16 protein-coding genes are annotated in these 19674 nt (G+C 70.1%); 12 read left to right on the forward strand and 4 right to left on the reverse strand.

What is annotated here, in order from left to right; genetic code table 11:
• Positions 1 to 64: 64 nt before the first annotated feature.
• Genes PU630_RS04710 through PU630_RS04720 form a run of 3 tightly spaced genes read left to right on the forward strand, consistent with a single transcriptional unit; the run spans position 65 to position 2848 of the window.
• Complete coding sequence (locus PU630_RS04710; protein ID WP_275279208.1) at positions 65 to 1288, forward strand: NAD(P)/FAD-dependent oxidoreductase; 1224 nt, start codon at positions 65 to 67, stop codon at positions 1286 to 1288.
• Positions 1288 to 2181, forward strand: coding sequence for a dihydropteroate synthase (gene folP / locus PU630_RS04715; RefSeq protein WP_275280027.1), 894 nt, complete (start codon positions 1288 to 1290; stop codon positions 2179 to 2181). The genes PU630_RS04710 and folP overlap by 1 nt, the downstream gene beginning before the upstream one ends.
• Before the next feature lie 13 nt (positions 2182 to 2194).
• Positions 2195 to 2848, forward strand: coding sequence for a pyrimidine reductase family protein (locus tag PU630_RS04720; protein ID WP_275279209.1), 654 nt, complete (start codon positions 2195 to 2197; stop codon positions 2846 to 2848).
• Positions 2849 to 2995: 147 nt separating this feature from the next.
• On the opposite strand, the gene PU630_RS04725 is transcribed toward PU630_RS04720, so the two are convergent.
• The 3 genes from PU630_RS04725 to PU630_RS04735 form a co-directional block, all read right to left on the reverse strand.
• On the reverse strand, positions 2996 to 4639 hold the full coding sequence (locus PU630_RS04725) for a DNA repair helicase XPB (RefSeq protein WP_275279211.1): 1644 nt from the start codon (positions 4637 to 4639) through the stop codon (positions 2996 to 2998).
• Positions 4640 to 4728: 89 nt separating this feature from the next.
• Positions 4729 to 6456 (reverse strand): helicase-associated domain-containing protein, encoded by a 1728-nt coding sequence (locus PU630_RS04730; protein WP_275279212.1) that lies wholly within the window; start codon positions 6454 to 6456, stop codon positions 4729 to 4731.
• A 4-nt stretch (positions 6457 to 6460) separates the two neighbouring features.
• Entirely contained in the window at positions 6461 to 6727 is a 267-nt protein-coding gene (locus PU630_RS04735; RefSeq protein WP_275279213.1) for a multidrug ABC transporter ATPase, read from the reverse strand.
• Positions 6728 to 6848: 121 nt separating this feature from the next.
• On the opposite strand from PU630_RS04735, the gene PU630_RS04740 reads away from it, so the two are divergent.
• A complete protein-coding gene (locus PU630_RS04740; protein ID WP_275279214.1) occupies positions 6849 to 7229 on the forward strand; it encodes a cold-shock protein in 381 nt (126 codons plus the stop codon).
• Entirely contained in the window at positions 7213 to 8028 is an 816-nt protein-coding gene (locus PU630_RS04745) for a DUF3027 domain-containing protein (protein ID WP_343075854.1), read from the forward strand. Before PU630_RS04740 ends, PU630_RS04745 begins: the two co-directional genes overlap by 17 nt.
• A 219-nt stretch (positions 8029 to 8247) precedes the next feature.
• Here PU630_RS04745 and serC read toward each other — a convergent pair whose 3' ends face one another.
• The gene (gene serC / locus PU630_RS04750; RefSeq protein ID WP_275279215.1) at positions 8248 to 9366 is read right to left on the reverse strand and encodes a phosphoserine transaminase; all 1119 of its coding nucleotides are present in this window, start codon (positions 9364 to 9366) and stop codon (positions 8248 to 8250) included.
• A 109-nt stretch (positions 9367 to 9475) separates the two neighbouring features.
• Here serC and PU630_RS04755 point away from each other — a divergent pair, with 109 nt between their 5' ends.
• From PU630_RS04755 to PU630_RS04785, 7 genes are all read left to right on the forward strand, one after another.
• On the forward strand, positions 9476 to 10177 hold the full coding sequence (locus PU630_RS04755) for an iron-dependent transcriptional repressor DtxR (RefSeq protein ID WP_275279216.1): 702 nt from the start codon (positions 9476 to 9478) through the stop codon (positions 10175 to 10177).
• Between the two features lie 220 nt (positions 10178 to 10397).
• Positions 10398 to 11273, forward strand: a complete 876-nt coding sequence (locus tag PU630_RS04760) for a M23 family metallopeptidase (RefSeq protein WP_275279217.1) — start codon at positions 10398 to 10400, stop codon at positions 11271 to 11273.
• Positions 11274 to 11584: 311 nt separating this feature from the next.
• Positions 11585 to 12082, forward strand: coding sequence for an HNH endonuclease (locus PU630_RS04765; RefSeq protein WP_275279218.1), 498 nt, complete (start codon positions 11585 to 11587; stop codon positions 12080 to 12082).
• A gap of 108 nt (positions 12083 to 12190) precedes the next feature.
• On the forward strand, positions 12191 to 15265 hold the full coding sequence (gene aroA / locus PU630_RS04770) for a 3-phosphoshikimate 1-carboxyvinyltransferase (protein ID WP_275279219.1): 3075 nt from the start codon (positions 12191 to 12193) through the stop codon (positions 15263 to 15265).
• The gene (locus tag PU630_RS04775; RefSeq protein ID WP_275279220.1) at positions 15210 to 16406 is read left to right on the forward strand and encodes an acyl-CoA dehydrogenase family protein; all 1197 of its coding nucleotides are present in this window, start codon (positions 15210 to 15212) and stop codon (positions 16404 to 16406) included. Before aroA ends, PU630_RS04775 begins: the two co-directional genes overlap by 56 nt.
• On the forward strand, positions 16403 to 17245 hold the full coding sequence (locus PU630_RS04780) for an SDR family oxidoreductase (RefSeq protein ID WP_275279221.1): 843 nt from the start codon (positions 16403 to 16405) through the stop codon (positions 17243 to 17245). The genes PU630_RS04775 and PU630_RS04780 overlap by 4 nt, the downstream gene beginning before the upstream one ends.
• 7 nt (positions 17246 to 17252) lie before the next feature.
• Positions 17253 to 19286 carry an oxidoreductase gene (locus tag PU630_RS04785; RefSeq protein ID WP_275279222.1) on the forward strand — a complete coding sequence of 678 codons (2034 nt, stop codon included), beginning with the start codon at positions 17253 to 17255 and terminating at the stop codon, positions 19284 to 19286.
• Positions 19287 to 19674 lie beyond the last annotated feature (388 nt).

Below are 19674 nucleotides of genomic sequence, written 5' to 3' on the forward strand. Positions count from 1 at the left end.
GATCTTGACAAAAGAATTTCCCGGTCATACCGTCAGAGCAGACGGAGGACGAGAGGAGCCCATCATGGCAGGCATGGTCATCATCGGCGGAGGGCTGGCCGCAGGCACCGCCGCCGAGACGCTGCGCAGCGAGGGATACGAGGGCGACATCACTGTGATCGCCGACGAGGCCCACACCCCGTACCAGCGTCCGCCGCTGTCGAAGGGCTTCCTCAAGGGAGATGAGGGGCTGGATGCCGTCATCCTCCACTCCGACGACTGGTACCGCGAACAGAGCATCGACGTCCGCACCGCGACGAGCGCCACCGCGATCCACCCCGACGCGCACACCGTCGACCTCTCCGACGGCACGTCCCTCGGCTACGACAAGCTGCTGCTGGCGACGGGATCGTCGCCGCGCGTCCTGCCGATCGCCGGGCACGATCTGCCGGGCGTGCACATGCTGCGCCGTCTCGACGATTCCGAAGCGCTGAAGGCGCAGCTGTCGGGCGGCGGCAAGAAGCTCGTGCTGATCGGCTCGGGCTGGATCGGCATGGAGGTGGCCGCCACGGCGCGCCAGCTCGGCAACGACGTCGTCATCCTCGAGCGCGACCCCATTCCGCTCGCCGTGGCGCTCGGCGACGACATGGGAACAGTGTTCCGGAAGCTGCACGAGGAGAACGGCGTCGACCTGCGCACCTCGGTGAACGTCGAGCGCATCGAGGGCACCGACCGTGCGACCGGGGTGGTCGTCGATGGTGAGACGGTCCCGGCCGATCTGGTGCTCATCGGCGTCGGCGCGATCCCTCGCACGGAGCTGGCCGAAGACGCCGGCATCGACGTCGACCACGGCATCCTCACCGACGCTTCGCTGCGCACCAGCGCACCCGATGTGCTCGCCGCCGGCGACGTCGCGAACGCGATGCACCCGGTGCTCGGCCAGCGGTTGCGCAGTGAGCACTGGGCCAACGCGCTGAACGCGGGTCCCGTCGCGGCGAAGGTCATGCTGGGGCAGCAGGCCGAGCACGACATGATCCCGTACTTCTACACCGACCAGTTCGACCTCGGTATGGAGCTCAGCGGCTTCCCGCCGCTGATGAAGGATGCCGAGCTCGTGATCCGCGGCGACCTCGAGAAGCGGGAGTTCATCGCCTTCTGGATGCAGGGGGCACGGGTCGTGGGCGGCATGAACGTCAACGTCTGGGATGTGAACGAGACCGTGCAGAAGCTGGTGCGCTCGGGTGCCGGCGTCGACCCGCGTGCGCTCGCCGACACCACCGTCGACCTCGACGGCCTGGCCACCGCGTGATCGTCGACCCGCGGCTGCAGGGGCCGGTCCGACGGATCGGCGACCGCGAGATCGACTTCTCCCGGCGACTCGCCGCCATGGCGATCGTGAACCGCACGCCCGACTCGTTCTACGACCTGGGTGCCACCTACGGACTCGACGCCGCCGTCGAGTCGGGAGCGGCCGCGTTCGCCGCGGGCGCCGACCTCGTCGACGTGGGCGGCGTGAAGTTCGCGCCGGGGCCGGCGCTGCCGGTCGAGGAGGAGATCGACCGGGTCGTTCCGGTCGTGCGCGCACTGGCATCGGCGGGGCCCGTGAGCGTCGACACCTTTCAGCCCGCGGTGGCTGCCGCGGCGATCGAGGCGGGAGCGGCGGTCATCAACGACACCACCGGCGTGCACGATCCCGCGATGGCCGAGGTCGTCGCCGACTCATCTGCGACTCTGGTGATCGCCCACAGCCTCGCAGCCCCGCGCACGCAGCTGCCGCAGCCGCAGTACGACGATGTCGTCGGCGAAGTGGTGGCCTTCTTGCGCGAGCGCGTCGATTTGGCCATCGCGCACGGTGTGCCGCCCGAGCGGATCGTCATCGACCCCGGTCACGATCTGAACAAGAACACGCGGCACTCGCTCGAACTGACGCGCCGGCTGGGCGAGTTCACCGCGTTCGGGCTGCCGCTCCTGGTCGCGCTGTCGAACAAGGACTTCGTCGGCGAGACACTCGACCGCCCACGCGACGGGCGGCTGGCCGGGTCGCTGGCTGCGGCCGTGTTCTGTGCCACGCAGGGCGCCCGCATCGTGCGTGTGCACAATGTCGCCGAGACCGTCGACGCGCTGCGCATGGTCGAGGCCATCCTCGGGTGGCGCGAGCCGGCGTATCTGCTGCACAACACCCGGCCCGAAGGAAACGACTGATCCAGGAGGATCGATGATCACCGACGACGAACTGCGCAGTGCCTATGGGGTCGCAGACCGCACCGAGCCGCACGTGCGGATGAACTTCGTCGCCAGCGCCGACGGATCGGTTACCCTCGGGGGACGTAGCGGCACCCTGGGCGGCGACACCGACCGACGGCTCATGCAGGTGCTGCGCTCGATGTGCGATGTGGTGCTGGTGGGTGCCGGCACCGTGCGTGCCGAGGGGTACGCCGGCGTGACGCCGCGGCTGGCCATCGTCAGCGCGCGTCTGCTGTTGTCGCCCGACGATCCGGCCCTCGCCGAGGCGGCGGTGCGCCCGATCGTGATCACATCTCAGGCCGCGCCGGCCTCACGCCGTGAGGAGTTGGATGCCGTTGCCGACGTGATCGTCTGCGGCACGGTATCCGTCGACCTGCGCGCGGTGGTGCGCGAACTCGCTGCTCGGGGCATGCCGCAGATCCTCTGCGAGGGCGGACCGCACCTGTTCGGCTCGCTGCTGGATGCAGACGTCGTCGACGAACTGTGCCTGACGCTCTCGCCGCGCCTCGTGGGCGGGGACGCCGGCCGCATTGCGCAAGGCGCAGAAGAGGCTGATCGGCACTTCGGTCTGCGCAGCGTGCTGCATGACGACGAGGGGTACGTGCTCCTGCGCTACGCGCGGTGAGCCCTCAGAGACATCCCCGCACGATCCGGGCGAGGGATGCCGCGAGCAGGTACGACCTCGCGAGATCAGGTACGACCTCGCGAGATCAGGTACGACCTCGGGAGATCCGGTACGACCTCGCGGGAAGAGGGGGCGAGGCGGGCGCGGTCAGGCGGCCTCGAGGGCGTCGGCGTCGAGGATCGTGTAGCTGTAGCCCTGCTCGGCGAGGAACCGCTGGCGGTTCTGCGCGAAGTCCTGGTCCACGGTGTCGCGTGCGATGAGCGTGTAGAAGCTCGCCGTGTGACCCGACTCCTTGGGGCGCAGCAGGCGACCGAGGCGCTGCGCCTCTTCTTGCCGTGAACCGAACGAGCCCGACACCTGGATGGCGACGGATGCCTCGGGCAGGTCGATCGAGAAGTTCGCGACCTTCGACACCACGAGCAGATCGATCGTGCCCTCGCGGAACGCCTGATACAGCTCTTCCCGCTCGTCGACCGGAGTCTGCCCGGTGATCTTGGGTGCCTCCAGCGCCTCGGCGAGGGTGTCGATCTGGTCGAGGTACTGGCCGATGACGAGGATGCGCTCGCCGCGGTGCTTGGCGACGAGGTCGCGCACCACGCCGATCTTGGCCGGCGCCGTCGCCGCCAGCCGGTAGCGGTCCTCATCCGCGGATGCCGCGTATTCGAGCCGGTCGCCCTCGGGCAGATCTACGCGCACTTCGTAGCAGACGGCGGGGGAGATGAAGCCCTGCGATTCGATCTCCTTCCACGGCGCATCGAACCGCTTGGGGCCGATGAGGCTGAACACGTCGCCCTCGCGGCCGTCCTCGCGCACGAGCGTCGCGGTCAGACCCAGCCGGCGCCGGGCCTGCAGATCGGCGGTGAGCTTGAACACCGGTGCGGGCAGCAGGTGGACCTCGTCGTAGACGATGAGCCCCCAGTCCAGTGCATCGAGCAGGGCGAGGTGGGCGTACTGGCCCTTCCGCTTCGCAGTGAGGATCTGGTAGGTCGCAATGGTGACCGGCTTGACCTCCTTGACCTGGCCGGAGTACTCGCCGATCTCCTCCTCGGTCAGCGTCGTGCGCTTGAGCAGCTCGTCGCGCCACTGCCGGGCGCTGACCGTGTTCGTCACGAGGATGAGCGTCGTGGTCTTCGTCTCGGCCATGGCGCCGGCCCCGACGAGCGTCTTTCCGGCCCCGCAGGGGAGCACGACGACGCCCGAGCCGCCCTCGGTGAACTTGTCCACCGCGGTGTGCTGGTACGCGCGCAGGCTCCAGCCGCTCTCGACGAGGTCGATGGCGTGCGGCGTGCCCGGCGTGTAGCCGGCGAGGTCTTCGGCGGGCCAGCCGATCTTCAGCAGCTCCTGCTTGATCTGACCCCGCGCCCACGCGTCGATGACATACGTCTCGGGGGAGGGATGGCCGATCAGCAACGGCTGGATGCGCTTGTTCTTGGTGACCTCGGCCAGGACCGCGGCATCCGTCGACCGCAGCACCAGCGTGCCCTCGTCGTCGCGTTCGATCACCAGGCGTCCGTAGCGGCCCACCGTCTCGCGTATGTCGATCGACACCGACGGCGGCACCGGGAACTTCGACCAGCGGTCGAGGGTGGCAAGCATGTCGTCGGCCTCGTGACCGGCCGCGCGTGCGTTCCACAGGCCGAGCCGCGTGATGCGGTACGTGTGGATGTGCTCGGGCGCGCGCTCGAGCTCGGCGAAGATCGCGAGCTCGTGGCGGGCGGTCTCGGCGTCGGGATGCGCCACCTCGAGCAGCACCGTGCGGTCGCTTTGGACGATGAGGGGGCCGTCAGACATAAGGGACAAGTCTACCGCGCACGCTTGTGGGTCGGCGTGGCGAGGGCAGGCCGCCCGATTCTTGCGCGCGCTCGTGCAGCGACCGAGACTCAGCGCGGTCGCACCGCCACGATGCTCGACACCGGCAGTGTGCGCTCGACGTCGGCACCCCGGTCGCGGCCGCGCAGGCGCCCGCCGCCCAGACCGCTGGCTTCGATCGTGAAGGCGCGTTCGGCGCCGTCGGGCAGGCGCACGGTCACGACGATCTCGCTGCGCGAGCGCACGGCGTGGTCGAGCTCGCGCTGCAGCCACGCGCGGTCGGCGTCACCGCCGGAGTGCGCGATGAGATCTTCGGCGACGGGCAGCAGCGCCGCCGCGGGGTCGGGGCGGGTGGATGCCGCCACCGGCGCCCTGCGGCGACGCAGCGGCTGCGGCATCCCGTTCTCATCGACGGCGATCACCGGGTAACGTGCGTCGGCGAGCGTCCAGAACACGGCGTCGCGCGAGACCCGCGAGGTGAGAGCGTCGGGCCCGTCCGGGACCAGCCCGATCGATCGCAGCGCCTGGTCGACGGCCAGAGTCTGCACGAGCCGCGGTTCGGCGCCGGTGACGCGCGTGCGACCCGCGGCATCCATCCCCACTCGGATCAGCCCGTGGCGGGCCTCGGCTTGATCGATGAGGTACTCCAGCGGCTGCGGAATGCCGGTCAGCGACAGCTCGGACAGGAAGACGCGGATGGATGCCGCGTCTTCGCCGCCCGCGATCGCGGCGGCGAGCGAGTCGGCGCTGAAGCGGTACGTGGACGCCTGGGCGACCGATTCGCGCACGGCCATGGTGCGCAGCCGCAGGTCGAGCCCGGAGCGGAGCGGACCGGGCGCGATGGCGCTGAGATCGGCCTGCAGGTAGATCTTGTCGATCTCCCCGGGAACCAGGGGGGCCAGTACCGCGGTCTCGGGAAATCCACCCGCCCGCAGTGGGGTCGTCCAGCCGGGCTCGGCGCCGCCGCGGTCGTAGAGCCCCCAGCGTTCCGCGCGGCGCAGAAGGTGCTCGGCCCTGTTCGGCCAATCTGTATCGAGCGGCACCTGCGCGGCCCATGTCTCGGGCGCGTGGTATCCGCCGTCGTCGGTGCGCAGCGCGGCCGGGAGGGTGTCGCGCCACGCCGTCGCCACGTGCGCCCAGCGCGTGACGAGGTCCCCCGGCAGCCACGCATCGCCCGCGTCGGTGACGAGCCACTCGCGGCCGACCAGCACGAGCAGCCCGGCATCGGCGGCGAGGGCGAGCAGATCGTCGAGCTCGGTCGCGGTCGGAACGATGTGTGCGTCGATGAGCCGTCGGCGATCGACCGCCGTGATGGCGCCGGCGCCGGTCACGGTCAGCGGCTGGTCGCGGTTCAGCGCGACGATGTCGGTCAGGGTGCGGACGGCGGCGGCCGCCCGTTCGGCGACCGTTGCTGCGGCACGCGCGTCGGCCACCGCCGGGTCGGCCGCCGCTGGCTGCACCGCCATCGCGTCGGGCAGGAGCTCGCGCAGTCGCGCGGTCACGATGCCGTAGGGGCGGCCGTCGGGCCGCAGCAGCGCGAAGGCATCCAGGGGTGCACGAGCCTCCTCTGCGACCGAGGCGTCGGCAGCGGCATCCAGCGTCTGCACGGCCGCGCGGTCGAGACGGGTGAGTGCACGATCGATGGATGCGGCATCCAGCAGTCCTTCTGCCGCGTCGAAGCAGTCCTTCCAGCTCACCGACGCCGAAACGCCGCGCGCGTACAGCAGCCGCGCGAGCCGGCCAGGCCCGAGCTCGGCCAGCTGCGTCGCGAGCGCGCGTTCGTCGGAGGTGTCGGCCACGTGCTCAGCGCGCCTTGTTCGCCCGCGCCCTTCGCACGAAGCTCATGATGACGACGGCGATGATCAGCAGGAACGCCACGATCGGGCCGACGTAGACGGCGATGCCGATCACCGGCCAGGCGCCCTGGTCGAACTGCGCGTGCATCGCCGACCCGATGATGATGGCCAAGAAGCACAGCACGGACAGCACCAGCAGGCCAAGGGCGGTGAAGGACAGGATCCGGTCGAGCCGGCGGACCGGGACATCGCCGGTCGGTGTGGGCGCGCTCATCCGTTTCAGCCTACTCGCCGCCCGCCGTGCCGTAGTCTTGGAGGCAGGACCTGCGGGTCTTTTTCATTCCACTGAGTTCGTGCGCCGCCCGTCGGCGCACACGTGTTCGTGCGAGGTACTCATGCCCACCGGCAAGGTCAGGTTCTACGACGAGGAGAAGGGCTTCGGCTTCATCTCCTCCGACGACGGTCAGGATGTCTTCCTGCACGCCACCGCCCTGCCCGCGGAGGCCGTCGTGAAGACGGGCAGCCGTGTCGAGTTCGGCATCGCCGACGGGCGTCGCGGACCGCAGGCACTGTCGGTGCGTGTGCTCGAAGCGCCGGTGAGCCTGGCGAAGCGCTCGCGCAAGCCCGCCGACGACATGGCGGTCATCGTGGAGGACCTCGTCAAGCTGCTCGACGGGATCGGCGGCGACCTGCGCCGCGGGCGGTACCCCTCGAGCGGACAGTCCCGCAAGATCGCTGCGCTGCTGCGCAAGGTGGCTGATGACTTCGACGCCTGAGAATCCGGAGACGCCCGTGGCAGCCGACCAGCCGGTCGTCGAGGGCGCTGCTGCGCCCGCCGCTGTGCCTGCCGAGGAGGCGACGGCGCCCGCCAAGGAGGCTGCGCCTGCGGCGGAGGAGACGACGTCTGCGGTGGACGTTCCCGACGAGCGGTTGCTGGCCGCGCACGACATCGCGCGGGCCGCGCTGCATGAGGTGACGAGCCCGGCGACCGTCGGAGACCCGGCGGGATACACCGTCGAGGCCGACGGCGTGGTGTCACTGCGCTTCGCGAACCTGATGCTCGGCTACCCGGGCTGGTTCTGGACCGTCAGCGTCGCCGTGGTCGAAGGCGCCGAGCCCACCGTGCTCGAGGTGGAACTGCTGCCGGGCGATGACGCGTTGCTGGCGCCCGAATGGGTGCCGTGGGCGGTGCGTCTGGCCGAGTACCAGGCGCAGCAGCTGGCTGCCGCGGAGGCGGCGGACGAGGCATCCGACCACGATGTCGACGACGAGGGCGATGACGACGAGCTCGACCAGGACGATCTCGACGACCAAGACCTCGACGACGAGGACGACCTCGACGATGTCGACGACCTCGACGCGGCCGACTTCGACGAGGACGGCTCGCCGATTCTGCACGCGGGCGACGTGGACGGCGTCGACATCGATGAGCTCGACGAGTCGGCCGACGACGAGCTCGACGATGACGAAGATGATGAGTTCGACGAGTCCGACGATGACGCAGACGACGAGCTCGACGACTCCGAGGAGTCCGAGGAACCCACCGACGACGCGCGCGAGTCCGACGAGGACTGACCTCTCGCCCATTCCGGCGGAATCATATGAATCCGTCCCATGCACATCGAACTGGCGGCGGGTTGATGTGCACAGGACAAATTCATATGAATTCGGCGTGGGCGAAGGGGTGTGAGCGCGCCGACGCCACGCTGTCGCGCAGCCCAACGGGCCGGAGAGCCCGACGGGGCGGCGCAGCCCGGCGGGCCGGGGAACCGACGAGGGCGGGAAGCCCCGGCGCTACTGCGCCAGGTGCTCCACCGTGTAGTCGATGCACTGCGTCAGCTTGCGCACATCGTCGGGCTCGATGGCCACGAACGTGGCGATGCGCAGCTGGTTGCGGCCCAGCTTGCGATACGGCTCGGTGTCGACCACACCGTTGGCGCGCAACGAGGACGCGACCGCAGCGGCGTCGACCGTGTCGTCGAAGTCGATCGTGACGACCACGGGGGAGCGGTCGGCCGGATCGGTGGCGAACGGCGTCGTGTACGACGTCGCCTCGGCCCACGTGTACAGGATGTCGGACGACTCCTTGGTGCGGGCGCCGGCCCAGGCGAGCCCGCCGTTGCCGTTGATCCAGCGCACCTGCTCGTCCATCAGCAGCAGCGTCGAGACGGCGGGAGTGTTCAGGGTCTGGTTCAATCGCGACTGATCGACGGCGGTCTTCAGATCGAGGAACGCGGGGATGTACCGGTCGGACGCCGCGATCCGCTCGATGCGCTCGATCGCAGCGGGGGAGACGGCCGCGAACCACAGGCCGCCGTCCGACGCGAAGTTCTTCTGCGGCGCGAAGTAGTACACATCGGTCTGGGTCACGTCGAAGTCGATGCCGCCGGCCGCGCTCGTCGCGTCGATGACCGTCAGTGCGCCCTCGTCGCCGTGCACGCGCTCGATGGGAGCGGCCACACCGGTCGAGGTCTCGTTGTGCGGGCCGCCGTACACGTCGACACCCGCAATCGGCTCGAACGCGGCGCGGGTGCCCGGCTCGGCCTTGCGCACGTCGGGCGCCTCGAGCCAGGGGGCGGCGGCCGCCTTCGCGAACTTGCCGCCGAACTCACCGAACTGCAGGTTCTGCGCGCGGCGCTCGATGAGGCCGAACGCGGCGGCGTCCCAGAAGGCGGTCGACCCGCCGTTGGCGAGGATGATCTCGTACCCGTCGGGCAGGCGGAACAGCTCGGCGAGCCCCTCGCGCACACTGCCCACGAGGTTCTTCACCGGCGCCTGGCGGTGCGAGGTGCCCAGAATCGTCGCGCCCGGGCCGGCGAGCGCCAGCACCTGCTCAGGCCGCACCTTCGAAGGACCGCATCCGAAGCGGCCGTCGGTGGGCAGGAGTTCAGCGGGAAGAGAGACGTGGGCCATGCACCGAGTCTACGGCGGCGGGTGTGCGCTCCCCGGCCGTGTGACGCAGCGCGACGGCACTCGCCTGCCCGGTAGGCTGGTGTTTCGACGTCCACGCGGAGGGGAGACGATGGTAGACCTCATCGACACCACGGAGATGTATCTGCGTACGATCCTCGAGCTCGAGGAAGAGAACATCGTGCCGCTGCGTGCGCGCATCTCCGAGCGCCTGGGGCACTCCGGCCCGACTGTGTCGCAGACCGTGGGGCGTATGGAGCGCGACGGCCTCGTGGTCGTCGCCGATGACCGTCATCTCGAGCTGACCGACTCCGGCCGTTCGAAGGCCGTCGACGTGATGCGCAAGCACCGCCTTGCCGAGCGCCTGCTGTCGGACGTGATCGGCCTCGACTGGGCGTACGTGCACGAAGAGGCCTGCCGCTGGGAGCACGTGATGAGCGAGCAGGTCGAGCGACGCCTCGTCGACCTTCTCGGTCATCCGACGGAATCGCCATACGGCAACCCGATCCCCGGACTCGACCAGATCGGCGGCGTGCCATCGATCGAGTTCGAGCAGGGTGTGGTGGGTCTTGTGCGCAAGCTGGATGCCGACGGCGGTCCGCTGCGCGGCACCGTGCGGCGCCTTGCCGAGCCGGCGCAGGTCGACCCCGAGCTGCTCGACCAGCTGCGTGAGGCCGGTGTGGTGCCTGGCGCCACGGGGGAGTACCAGTACAGCGAGGGCTACGTCCTCGTACAGATGGACGGCAACGACGACGGGCTCGAACTGCCCGTCGAGGTGGCGTCGCACATCTTCCTCGTCGACGACGCCGCGTGATTGTGGGCACCTTGCCAGTCGTCGTGCGTGACTTATTCGTTATCTTCCGATAGCCTCGAACGGTCCGTCGGCAAGAAGCCGGTCGACGGATGTCCGCAGAGATCAGCCTCACCGGCTCGTCGTCTCGGCGGTCACATTGCACGGAAGTCCCGACAGACGTGCCCACCCAGACGAGCCTGCCTGCGGTCCCGACCGTGTGCAGAGGCACGGAGGACAGTTCTTGGCCCAGCAGCACGACTCGTCAGCGGACGAGAATCAGCACGAGAAGACCACGGCGGTCGCGCGCTCACGACGCAGCCTGCGCGTCGCCGCCCCTGCAGCACCAGACAATCGCGCGACTCGTCGCGCCGCGGCGGTGAAGAATCGCCGATCGCCCGGTCGTCGCGTCGCGGTCGTCGGCGTGATCGCCGCGCTCGTCGGCTCGGTCGCCATCCCCGCATTCGCGGCCGCTCAGTCCACGCCCGAGACCCGTACGGTGCAGCAGCTCGCCAACGCCGACGCCCAGTCGCTCGTGGTGGCCTCCGAGCATGAGCACGGGGCCTCCGAGCTCGATCGCAGCAGCTATTCGGCCACGACCGAGGCTGAGATCGAGAAGAAGCAGGCGGCCGAAGCCGCCGCCGCCCGTGCCAAAGAAGCAGCCCGCACCGCCTCGTACACCTCGCAGAGCGTCGATCTGAGCGTCACCGGCCCGGGCAGCGGCGACGTCCGCTGGCCGCTGGCCAAGATCGACCACATCGGCGACGGCTTCATGGCGCGCGGCGGCGAACACCAGGGCGTCGACCTGCTCACCGCGGGCGGCACCCCGATCTTCGCGGCAGCGTCCGGAACCGTGAAGGTCTCCAGCGAGGGCTACTACGGTTACGGCGTCGCGATCTCGATCGACTCGGTGATCGGCGGCAAGAAGGTCAACACGCTCTACGGTCACATGCGCTACGGCAGCCGTCAGGTCGTCGCCGGACAGAAGGTCAAGGTCGGTCAGGTCATCGGCCTCGTGGGCAGCACGGGGCGCTCGACGGCCAATCACCTCCACTTCGAGGTGGCCATCAACGGCACCAAGGTCGACCCCCTGGCCTGGCTCAAGGCGAACGCCAGCTGAGGCATCCCACCCCTCATCGACACGCCGCCGGATCCAAACGGGTCCGGCGGCGCTGTGTCGGGACTACCCTGTTCGCAGACGCCGAGATCCACGTGAAAGGGACGCCGATGGACGTGAGCACACCCCGCATCCGCACCATGGATGCGCTCGGGCTCTTCGTTCTCCGGCATCATGAGAACGGATGCCGCACCCTGTGTGCGGCGCACGGGCGCCGTCTGTAGACGGCGCTTTTTTCATCCCTGCACAGGGGCGACGCGTCTTTGCAACCGACCGTCCGGAAAGCCGTTTCGGACCGATCGTGAGGATGACGGATGCGCACACTGGTGCTGAACGCAGGATACGAACCGCTGGCTGTCGTGTCGTTTCGCCGGGCCCTGGTCCTGGTGATGAACGACAAGGCCACGATCATCGAGCGCGTCGAGGAGAGCCCCGTGCTCGCCGCCGGCGGCGCGTTCGACAGACCCGCGGTGATCATCCTGACCCGCTACGTGCACCTGCCCCACCCCGGCCACGTGCCGGTCACCCGGCGCGGCGTGCTGCGCCGTGACGCCTTCCGCTGTGCGTACTGCGGCGGGCACGCGGCGACGATCGACCACGTGCAGCCGCGCTCGCGCGGTGGGGCCGACAGCTGGGAGAACCTCGTCGCGTGCTGTCAGCGCTGCAACAACGTCAAGGGCGACCGCACACCGCAGGAGATGTCGTGGCGGCTGCGCTTCGCGCCCCGGCCGCCGCACGGACCCTCATGGGCGATCCGCGGCGCCGACCGTGCAGACCCGCGCTGGGAGCCGTATCTGGCGCTCGCCGCGTGAGGCTGCCGCCGACCTGCGGCCGGCCCGTCTCGGGAGTAGGGTCGCACGTGGCGGATCGATGACGTGAGTTGCCACCCCCAGGTCGCTCACGGCCGGAGGGAGGCAGGGATGCATCTGACAGTGGTCGGAAGCACGGCGCGCGTGCACGGTGCCGTGCAGGTTCCGAATTCCAAATACCACGCGCATCGCGCTCTGATCCTGGCGTCGCTGGCTCCCGGCACGAGCCGGATCAGCGGGCTCAGCGACGCCCGGCACGTGCAGTACACGGTCGGGGTGCTGCGGGCGCTGGGCGTGGACGTCGAGGTCGACGGCGACACCTTCGTGGTCCACGGCGGGCGATACCGGCCGCGCCGCGAGCGGGTGAGCGTGGGCAGCTCCGGCTCGACGCTCTACTTCATGACGGGGCTGGCAGCCCTCGCTGACCGTGACGTCGTGCTCACGGGGCAGAAGTACTTTCAGCGCCGTCCGATCGGTCCGCTGCTGCGCGCGCTGAGCGAGATGGGGGTGGATGCCGCATCCCCCACCGATTGCCCCCCGCTGCGCATTCGGCACGGCCGCCCGGCGGGCGGCGTCGTGCACATCGCCGGCACCCTGTCGCAGTGGATCTCGGCGCTGCTGCTGGTCGCGCCGTTCGCGCGTGCGCACACCACCGTGATCGTCGACGGGCCGTTCAACGAGCGCAGCTACGTGGACCTGACCGTGCGCATGATGACGACGTTCGGACTCGACGTGACGGTGTCTCCCGACGGGCGGCGATTCGACATCGCGCCCGACCAGTCGCCGCACCCTGTCGACCTGACGCTGCCGCCCGACATCGGCTCGGCGGCGTTCGGTCTGGCGGTGGCGGCGCTGCGTCCGGCCGACGTGCTGCTGACCGGTCTCGACAGCATCGACCCGGTGGTGGTCGACCACCCCGAGGCGGAATTCCTGCGGATCGCCCGCGAGATGGGGCTGCCGATGGTGGTGGATGCCGCGGCCGGCGGCGTCCGCGTGCAGCATGACGGCCTGCGGCTGCAGCCGGTGGAGGTGGACTGCCGCCTGGTGCCCGACATGCTGCCGATCCTGTCGGCGATGGCGGCCGTCGCCGACGGCGAGAGCGTCTTCCACGACGTCGAGCACGTGCGGCTGAAGGAGTCGGACCGGGTCACCTCGATGCTGCAGCTGAACGCCATGGGCGGCGACGTCGACTTCGACGGCACCGACCTGCGTGTGCGCGGCGTGTCGCGTCTGCGGGGGGAGCACCTGTCGTCCTTCAACGACCACCGGGTGCTCATGTCGCTGGCGGTGGCGGCCTCGGCCGCCTCCGGGCGCTCGACGCTCACCTTTCCGAATGCCTATCGCATCTCGTACCCGCAGTTCCTCGACGCGATGACCGAGCTGCACGCCGACATGCAGATCGAGAAGGGGCCGGCCCGCCCGACGGCGCGGCGGCGTCCGCCCGCGGGCACGGCGGACCAGGCCGCGCAGGTGACCGGTGCCGAATGGATCCGGCGGTGGGCACAAGAGCGTCCGTACGGGCTGGCACTGGTGGATGCCGCGCCCGACCGCACCGGACGGATGACCTGGTCGGAGCTCGACCAGTCCGTCGACAAGGCCGCCGCGCTCTTCCTCGAGCTCGGCGTTGAGCCGGGCGACCGGGTCGCCGTTCAGCTGCCGAACTGCGCGGGTTTCGTCGTGATCGCCGCCGCGGCGGCGCGCATCGGGGCGGTGATCTGCCCGATCATGCCGATCTTCCGCGAGCGCGAGGTCGCCTTCGCGCTGAAGCGCTCGCGGGCGAAGCTCGTCGTGGTCGCCGACAACTTCCGCGGACGGCAGCACGATCACGAGCTGGCCGACATCCTCGCCGGGCCCGCGGCATCCGACCTCTCCGTCACCGATGTGCTGGTGATGCATCTGACCCCCGGGGTCGCGCATGTGCTGCCGCCGTGCGAGAACCCCGACGTGCGCTGGTACGCGTGGCATCGGGCCTCGGCCTGGGCGAAGGCCGACCGCGCGGTGCTCGACGCGCGCACGCCGCGGCCGGACGACGACGCACAGCTGCTGTTCACCTCGGGCACCTCCGGCGAGCCGAAGGGAGTGCTGCACACGCATGCGAGCCTGAGCCGAGCGGCGTGGATGGAGATCGAGCAGCTGCCGCTGAACTCGACCGACAGCGTGTACATCCCGTCGCCGCTCGCCCACCAGACCGGGTTCCTCTACGGTATGTGGCTGGCGTGGGCGCTCGGAGTCCCGGCCATCGTGCAGCGGGCCTGGAACGGACGCCGCGCACTCGAAGTGCTCGAGGAGTGGGAGGGCACCTTCGTGCAGGCCGCCACGCCGTTCCTCACCGATCTGGTTCGCGAGGTGGAGGCGGGAGCGCCCCGGCCTCGCGCGCTGCGGATCTTCGTCGCCACCGGCGCGGCGGTGCCACGAGCGCTCGCCGAGCGTGCGACTCGGGTGCTGGGCGCCGCGGTATGCGGAGCATTCGGCACCACCGAGACGGGGCTTGCCGCGCTGTCGACGCCGGGCGACCCGGCCGGCAAGGCCTGGGGCACCGACGGCCGGGCGCTTCGCGATGTGCAGCTGCGGATCGTCGACGACGAGGGGCGCCCGGTCTCGCCCGGTGCCGAGGGCAACTTCGAACTGTCGGGGCCGACCGTGTTCCGCGGTTACCTCGACCGGCCCGATCTGAGCGCCGAGGCGTTCGCCGCCGACGGTTGGTACCGCACGGGCGACCTCGCCCGTATCGACGACGACGGGTATCTGCGCATCACCGGCCGTGTGCGCGACGTCATCAACCGCGGCGGTGAGAAGGTGCCGGTCTCGGAGATCGAGCAGCTTCTCTACCGGCACGAAGCCGTCGACGATGTTGCGATCGTGGCGATGCCCGACGAGCGGCTGGGCGAGCGGGCGTGCGCGTTCGTCGTGCTCGCCGCCGGGCACCGGCTCTCGTTCACCCGGATGCAGCAGTACCTCGATGAGAACAGGGTCTCCAAGAGCTACTGGCCCGAGCGTCTCGAGGTCGTCGACGAGCTGCCCCGCAATGCCGTCGGCAAGGTACAGAAGTTCCTGCTGCGCGAGCAGGCGGCGACTCTCAAGCCCCAGCGCTTGAAGACCCTGACAGACACCGACAAGGAGGGCCCCCTCGATGACCAGCATCCCGGTCACGACCGACGGACGTGGAAGCCGAATAGAACAGCCTGAATACGACGCCGTCCTCGACGAGGTCACCCGGTGGGTGCAGGACCCCGGCGAGGAGTGGGCGGAGCGGATCGAAGAGACCGGGACTGTACCGCGTGAGCTGTTCGACGAGCTGAAGCAGCGCGGCTACCTGAGTATGGCGGCGCCCCGCGACCTCGGTGGGCGCGGGCTGGCGTTCAGCCAGTGGATGGGCCTCATGGAGGTCTTCTCACGCTCGCACGCCTCGATCCGGATGCTGGTGCACGTTCTCAACGGCACCTGGCGTGCTATCAACCCGCACGTGACCGAGGCGCAGCGCGAGAAGTTCGTGAAGCCGATGATCGCCGGCGAGCTGCTCGTCGCTTTCACCCTCACCGAGCCGGGCAACGGCACCGGCGCCGACATCACCAGCACCGTGCGGCGCGAGGGCGACACCTATCTGCTGAACGGCCGCAAGCATCTCATCACGTTCGGTGTGAACTGCGACTACTGGCTGCTGTTCGCGCGGCTCGAAGGCACCTCCGGCAAGGAGGGCACCGTGGCGCTGCTCGTCGACCGGCACGCGCCGGGCGTCGAGGTCGAAGACACCTCGCAGACCATGGGGGTGCACGGCACCGACCATGCGAGCCTGACCTTCACCGACACCCCGGTGCCGGTCGCGCAGCGCCTGGGAGAAGAGGGCGACGGGCTCGCCATCGCCCTGGGCGGATTCCTCACTCCGAGCCGCATCTCGGTGGCGATGAGCTGCGTGGGCCTGGCCGAGCGGGCGCAGGAGCTTGCCGTCGACTACGCCACCGGCCGAGTGACCTTCGGCAAGCCCATCGCGTCGCGGCAGGCCGTCGCGTTCATGATCGCCGAGAACGAGGCCGACATCCAGGCCGCCAAGCAGCTCACCCTGCACGCGGCGCGACGGTGGGAGGAGGGGGCGGATGACGCGCCCGCCCTGTCGTCGATGGCTAAGATGACCGCGGTCGACATGCTCACGCGGGTGACCGACAAGGCGCTGCAGGTGCACGGGGGCATCGGGTACTGGAAGACGTCGCCGATCGAGCGGGTGTACCGCGACGCCCGGGCCCAGCGCTTCGAGGAGGGCACCAACGAGATCCAGAAGACGGTGGTCGCCCGTGACGTGTTCACGCGCGCGGCGCAGAAGGAGAACGCATGAGCACGCCCGAGACCGAAGATGCGGGGGAGTACGAGGGGCGCATCGCGCTGATCACCGGGTCGTCGCGCGGCATCGGCCGTACCCTCGCCCTCGACCTGGCGGGCAAGGGAGCGTCGGTGGTGGTCAACTACCGCACGAACGCCGATCTCGCCGAGCAGGTCGTGACCGAGGCGCGGCGTCGCGGCGGCGACGGCATCGCCGTGCAGGCCGACATGGAGAGCCCCGAAGACATCGTGCGCCTCTTCGACGCGACGGCCGAGAAGTACGGCCGGCTCGACTTCTTCGTCAACAACGCGGCCGCCGCGGCGTTCAAGCGGGTCGCCGACCTGAAGACGCACCATCTCGACCGCTCGTACGCGATGAACGTGCGGCCGTTCGTGCTCGGCGCGCAGGAGGCCGTCAAGCTCATGGATCGCGGCGGCCGAATCGTCGCCGTCTCCAGCTACGGCAGCATGCGGGCGTTCGCAACCTATGCGGCGCTGGGCTCGTACAAGGCAGCAGTCGAGTCGTTCATCCGGTTCATGGCCGTCGAGTTCGCCGGGTACGGCATCACGGTGAACGGTGTGAACGGAGGCCTGATCGACTCCGACTCGCTCGACTACTTCTATTCGATGCCGGGAATGGCGCCGATGCAGAAGGTCATCGACGCTATCCCGCTGGGCCGGCCCGGAACCGTCGAAGACATGGCGAACGCGATCGACTTCCTCCTCTCCGATCGCGCCGGCTACATCACCGGCCACACGATCGTCGTGGACGGCGGGATGACGGTGGCCGCGCCCCCGTACTGGCACGACACGACGGAGCCGCTCGGGCTGCCGCCGCGTCCCGTGCGGGACTGACCGGGCCGTGGCATCCACCCCTCTTCCGTCCACGTCGCGGGCGGAGGCGCCGCGCTATCCGTCGGTGCGCAGGCCGGTGCGCATCGGCACGTTGACGCTGCCGCACCGCATCGTGATGGGGTCGATGCACCTGAACCGTGAGACCGGCGACCCCGACGCGCTCGCCGCGTTCTATGCGGAGCGCGCGGCCGGCGGGGCCGCCCTCATCGTCACGGGCGGCGCCGCGGTCAGCCGGGTGGGCGCCGGTGGTGCGGGCTACGGGATCATCACCGAGCCGGCGCATGCTGCTCCCTGGCGGACGGTGGTGGATGCCGTGCACAGCGCCGGCGGACGCATCGCGCTGCAGCTGTTCCATGCGGGGCGCTACGCGTCCCCCGCGGCGTTCGGGCTCACGCCGGTGGCGCCGTCGGCCGTGTACAGCCGGTTCTCGGATGCGACTCCTGCGGCGCTCGACGAAGGGGGGATCGCCGCGACGATCGATGACTTCGCGCGGGCTGCCGTCGTGGCGCGCGAGCTGGGGTTCGACGGCGTCGAGATCATGGCGTCGGAGGGCTACCTTCTCAACCAGTTCGCGTCGCCGGTGACGAACCTGCGCGATGACGCGTGGGGAGGGGATGCCGCGCGGCGTCGGGCTTTTCCGGTCGCGGTGACCCGCGCCGTGCGCGACGCGGTCGGCGATGCGCCGGTGATCGTGCGCATGTCGGGCGCCGACCTGGTCGAGGGGTCGTCGACGCCCGACGAGGTCGACGCGCTGGCGGTCGCTCTCGTGCGGGCCGGTGCCGATGCTATCGACGTGGGCATCGGCTGGCACGAGGCCCGAGTGCCTACCGTGCAGTCGATGGTGCCGCATGGGGCGTTCACGCCGGTTGCGGGGCGGATCCGGGCGGCGTTGGCTTCGGCGCCGGTGCCCGTCATCGCCTCGAACCGCATCAACACGCTCGCGCAGGCCGAGCAGGTGCTCACGGCGGGTGAGGCCGACATCGTGTCGATGGCGCGGCCGTTCCTGGCCGATCCGCACATCGTCGCGGCATCGTTCGCCGGCCGTGAGGCGGCCGTGACGCTGTGCATCGGGTGCAACGAGGCCTGCATCGACCGGTCGCTGGGCACCGAGCCCGTTTCGTGCACGGTCAACCCGCGGGCGGGGCGGGAGCTGGAGTTTCCGTTGGTGGCGGCATCCCGCCCCTCTGCACGTCGCGTCGCGGTCGTCGGTGCGGGCCCCGCGGGCATGGAAGCGGCTCGCGCCGCCACGTTCGCCGGTGCGCAGGTGACGCTGTTCGAAGAGGCTGCCGAGATCGGCGGTCAGTTCCTGCTGGCGGGTGCCGTTCCCGGCAAGGGGGATTTCGCCGCCCTCGCCCGATCGTTCACGCACGTGCTCGACGAGACGGGCGTCGGGGTGCGCACGGGGTGTGCGGCGGGGCCGGAGGACGTCGTGGGGTTCGACCATGTGATCGTGGCCACCGGCGTCGTGCCGCGCCGGGTCGAGCTGCCGGGCGTCGAGCGGGCGCTCGATTATGCGCAGGCCTTCGCCGACCTGTCGCGCGTGGGGGAGCGGGTCGTGGTGATCGGCGCGGGCGGGATCGCCGTGGACCTCGCACACCTGCTCGTGGAGGGTGAGGATGCTTCGTCGTTCTTGGTCGAGCATGGTCTGCGGGACGGGATGCTGCCGCCGCCGCGCCGCCAGGTCACGATCATGCGTCGGCACGGGCCGATCGGCGCCGGCATGGGGCTGACGACGCGGTGGGCGGCTGTGCAGGCGATCCGGCGGCGCGGGGTGCGCACGCTCACGGGGGTCGAGTATCGGGCGGTGGAAGCCGGTGGCGTGCGCATCGCGGTGGACGGCGTCGAAGAGCTGGTTGAAGCCGACACGGTCATCGTTGCGGCGGGGCAGACGCCGCGCTCCGCGCTCGCCGCGGAGCTCTCGGCCCGCGGCATTCCGCACACGGTCGTCGGCGGCGCGCGGAACACCTCGGGCCTGAACGCGGTGGCCGCCTTCGAGGAAGGCCTGCGGGCGGGGGATGCCGCGGCCCGCGCCGCGCGCTGAGGGGCGCGCGTCGAGCTCTGCGCTGAGGTCGCTGAGGTCACGGTGTCGCGGTGTCGCTGAGCTTGTGGCATCCCCGCTCCGCACATCTGTCGCGTGGTCATATCTGTCGCGTGGTCGTATCTGTCGCGTGGTCGTATCTGTCGCGTGGTCGTAACTGTCGCGTCCTCATCTCAGTCGCGCGGAATCAGGTGTTTTCGCGAGATCAGGTGGATCGGGGGGCGAATCGTCCTGATCTCGCGAGGTCAGGTGTTCTCGTGCGGGCGGTGCGTGCGGGCGAATGCGGGGTGGTACGTGCGGGGCGGCAGCGTGTAGCGGGATGCCGCGAAGAGCGCCCGACTGTCGAACATAGCCCACGGATAGCGAGATTTCGGATGTCGGAGGAGGTGTC

Source organism: Microbacterium horticulturae, from assembly GCF_029094505.1.
GTDB lineage: Bacteria > Actinomycetota > Actinomycetes > Actinomycetales > Microbacteriaceae > Microbacterium > Microbacterium horticulturae.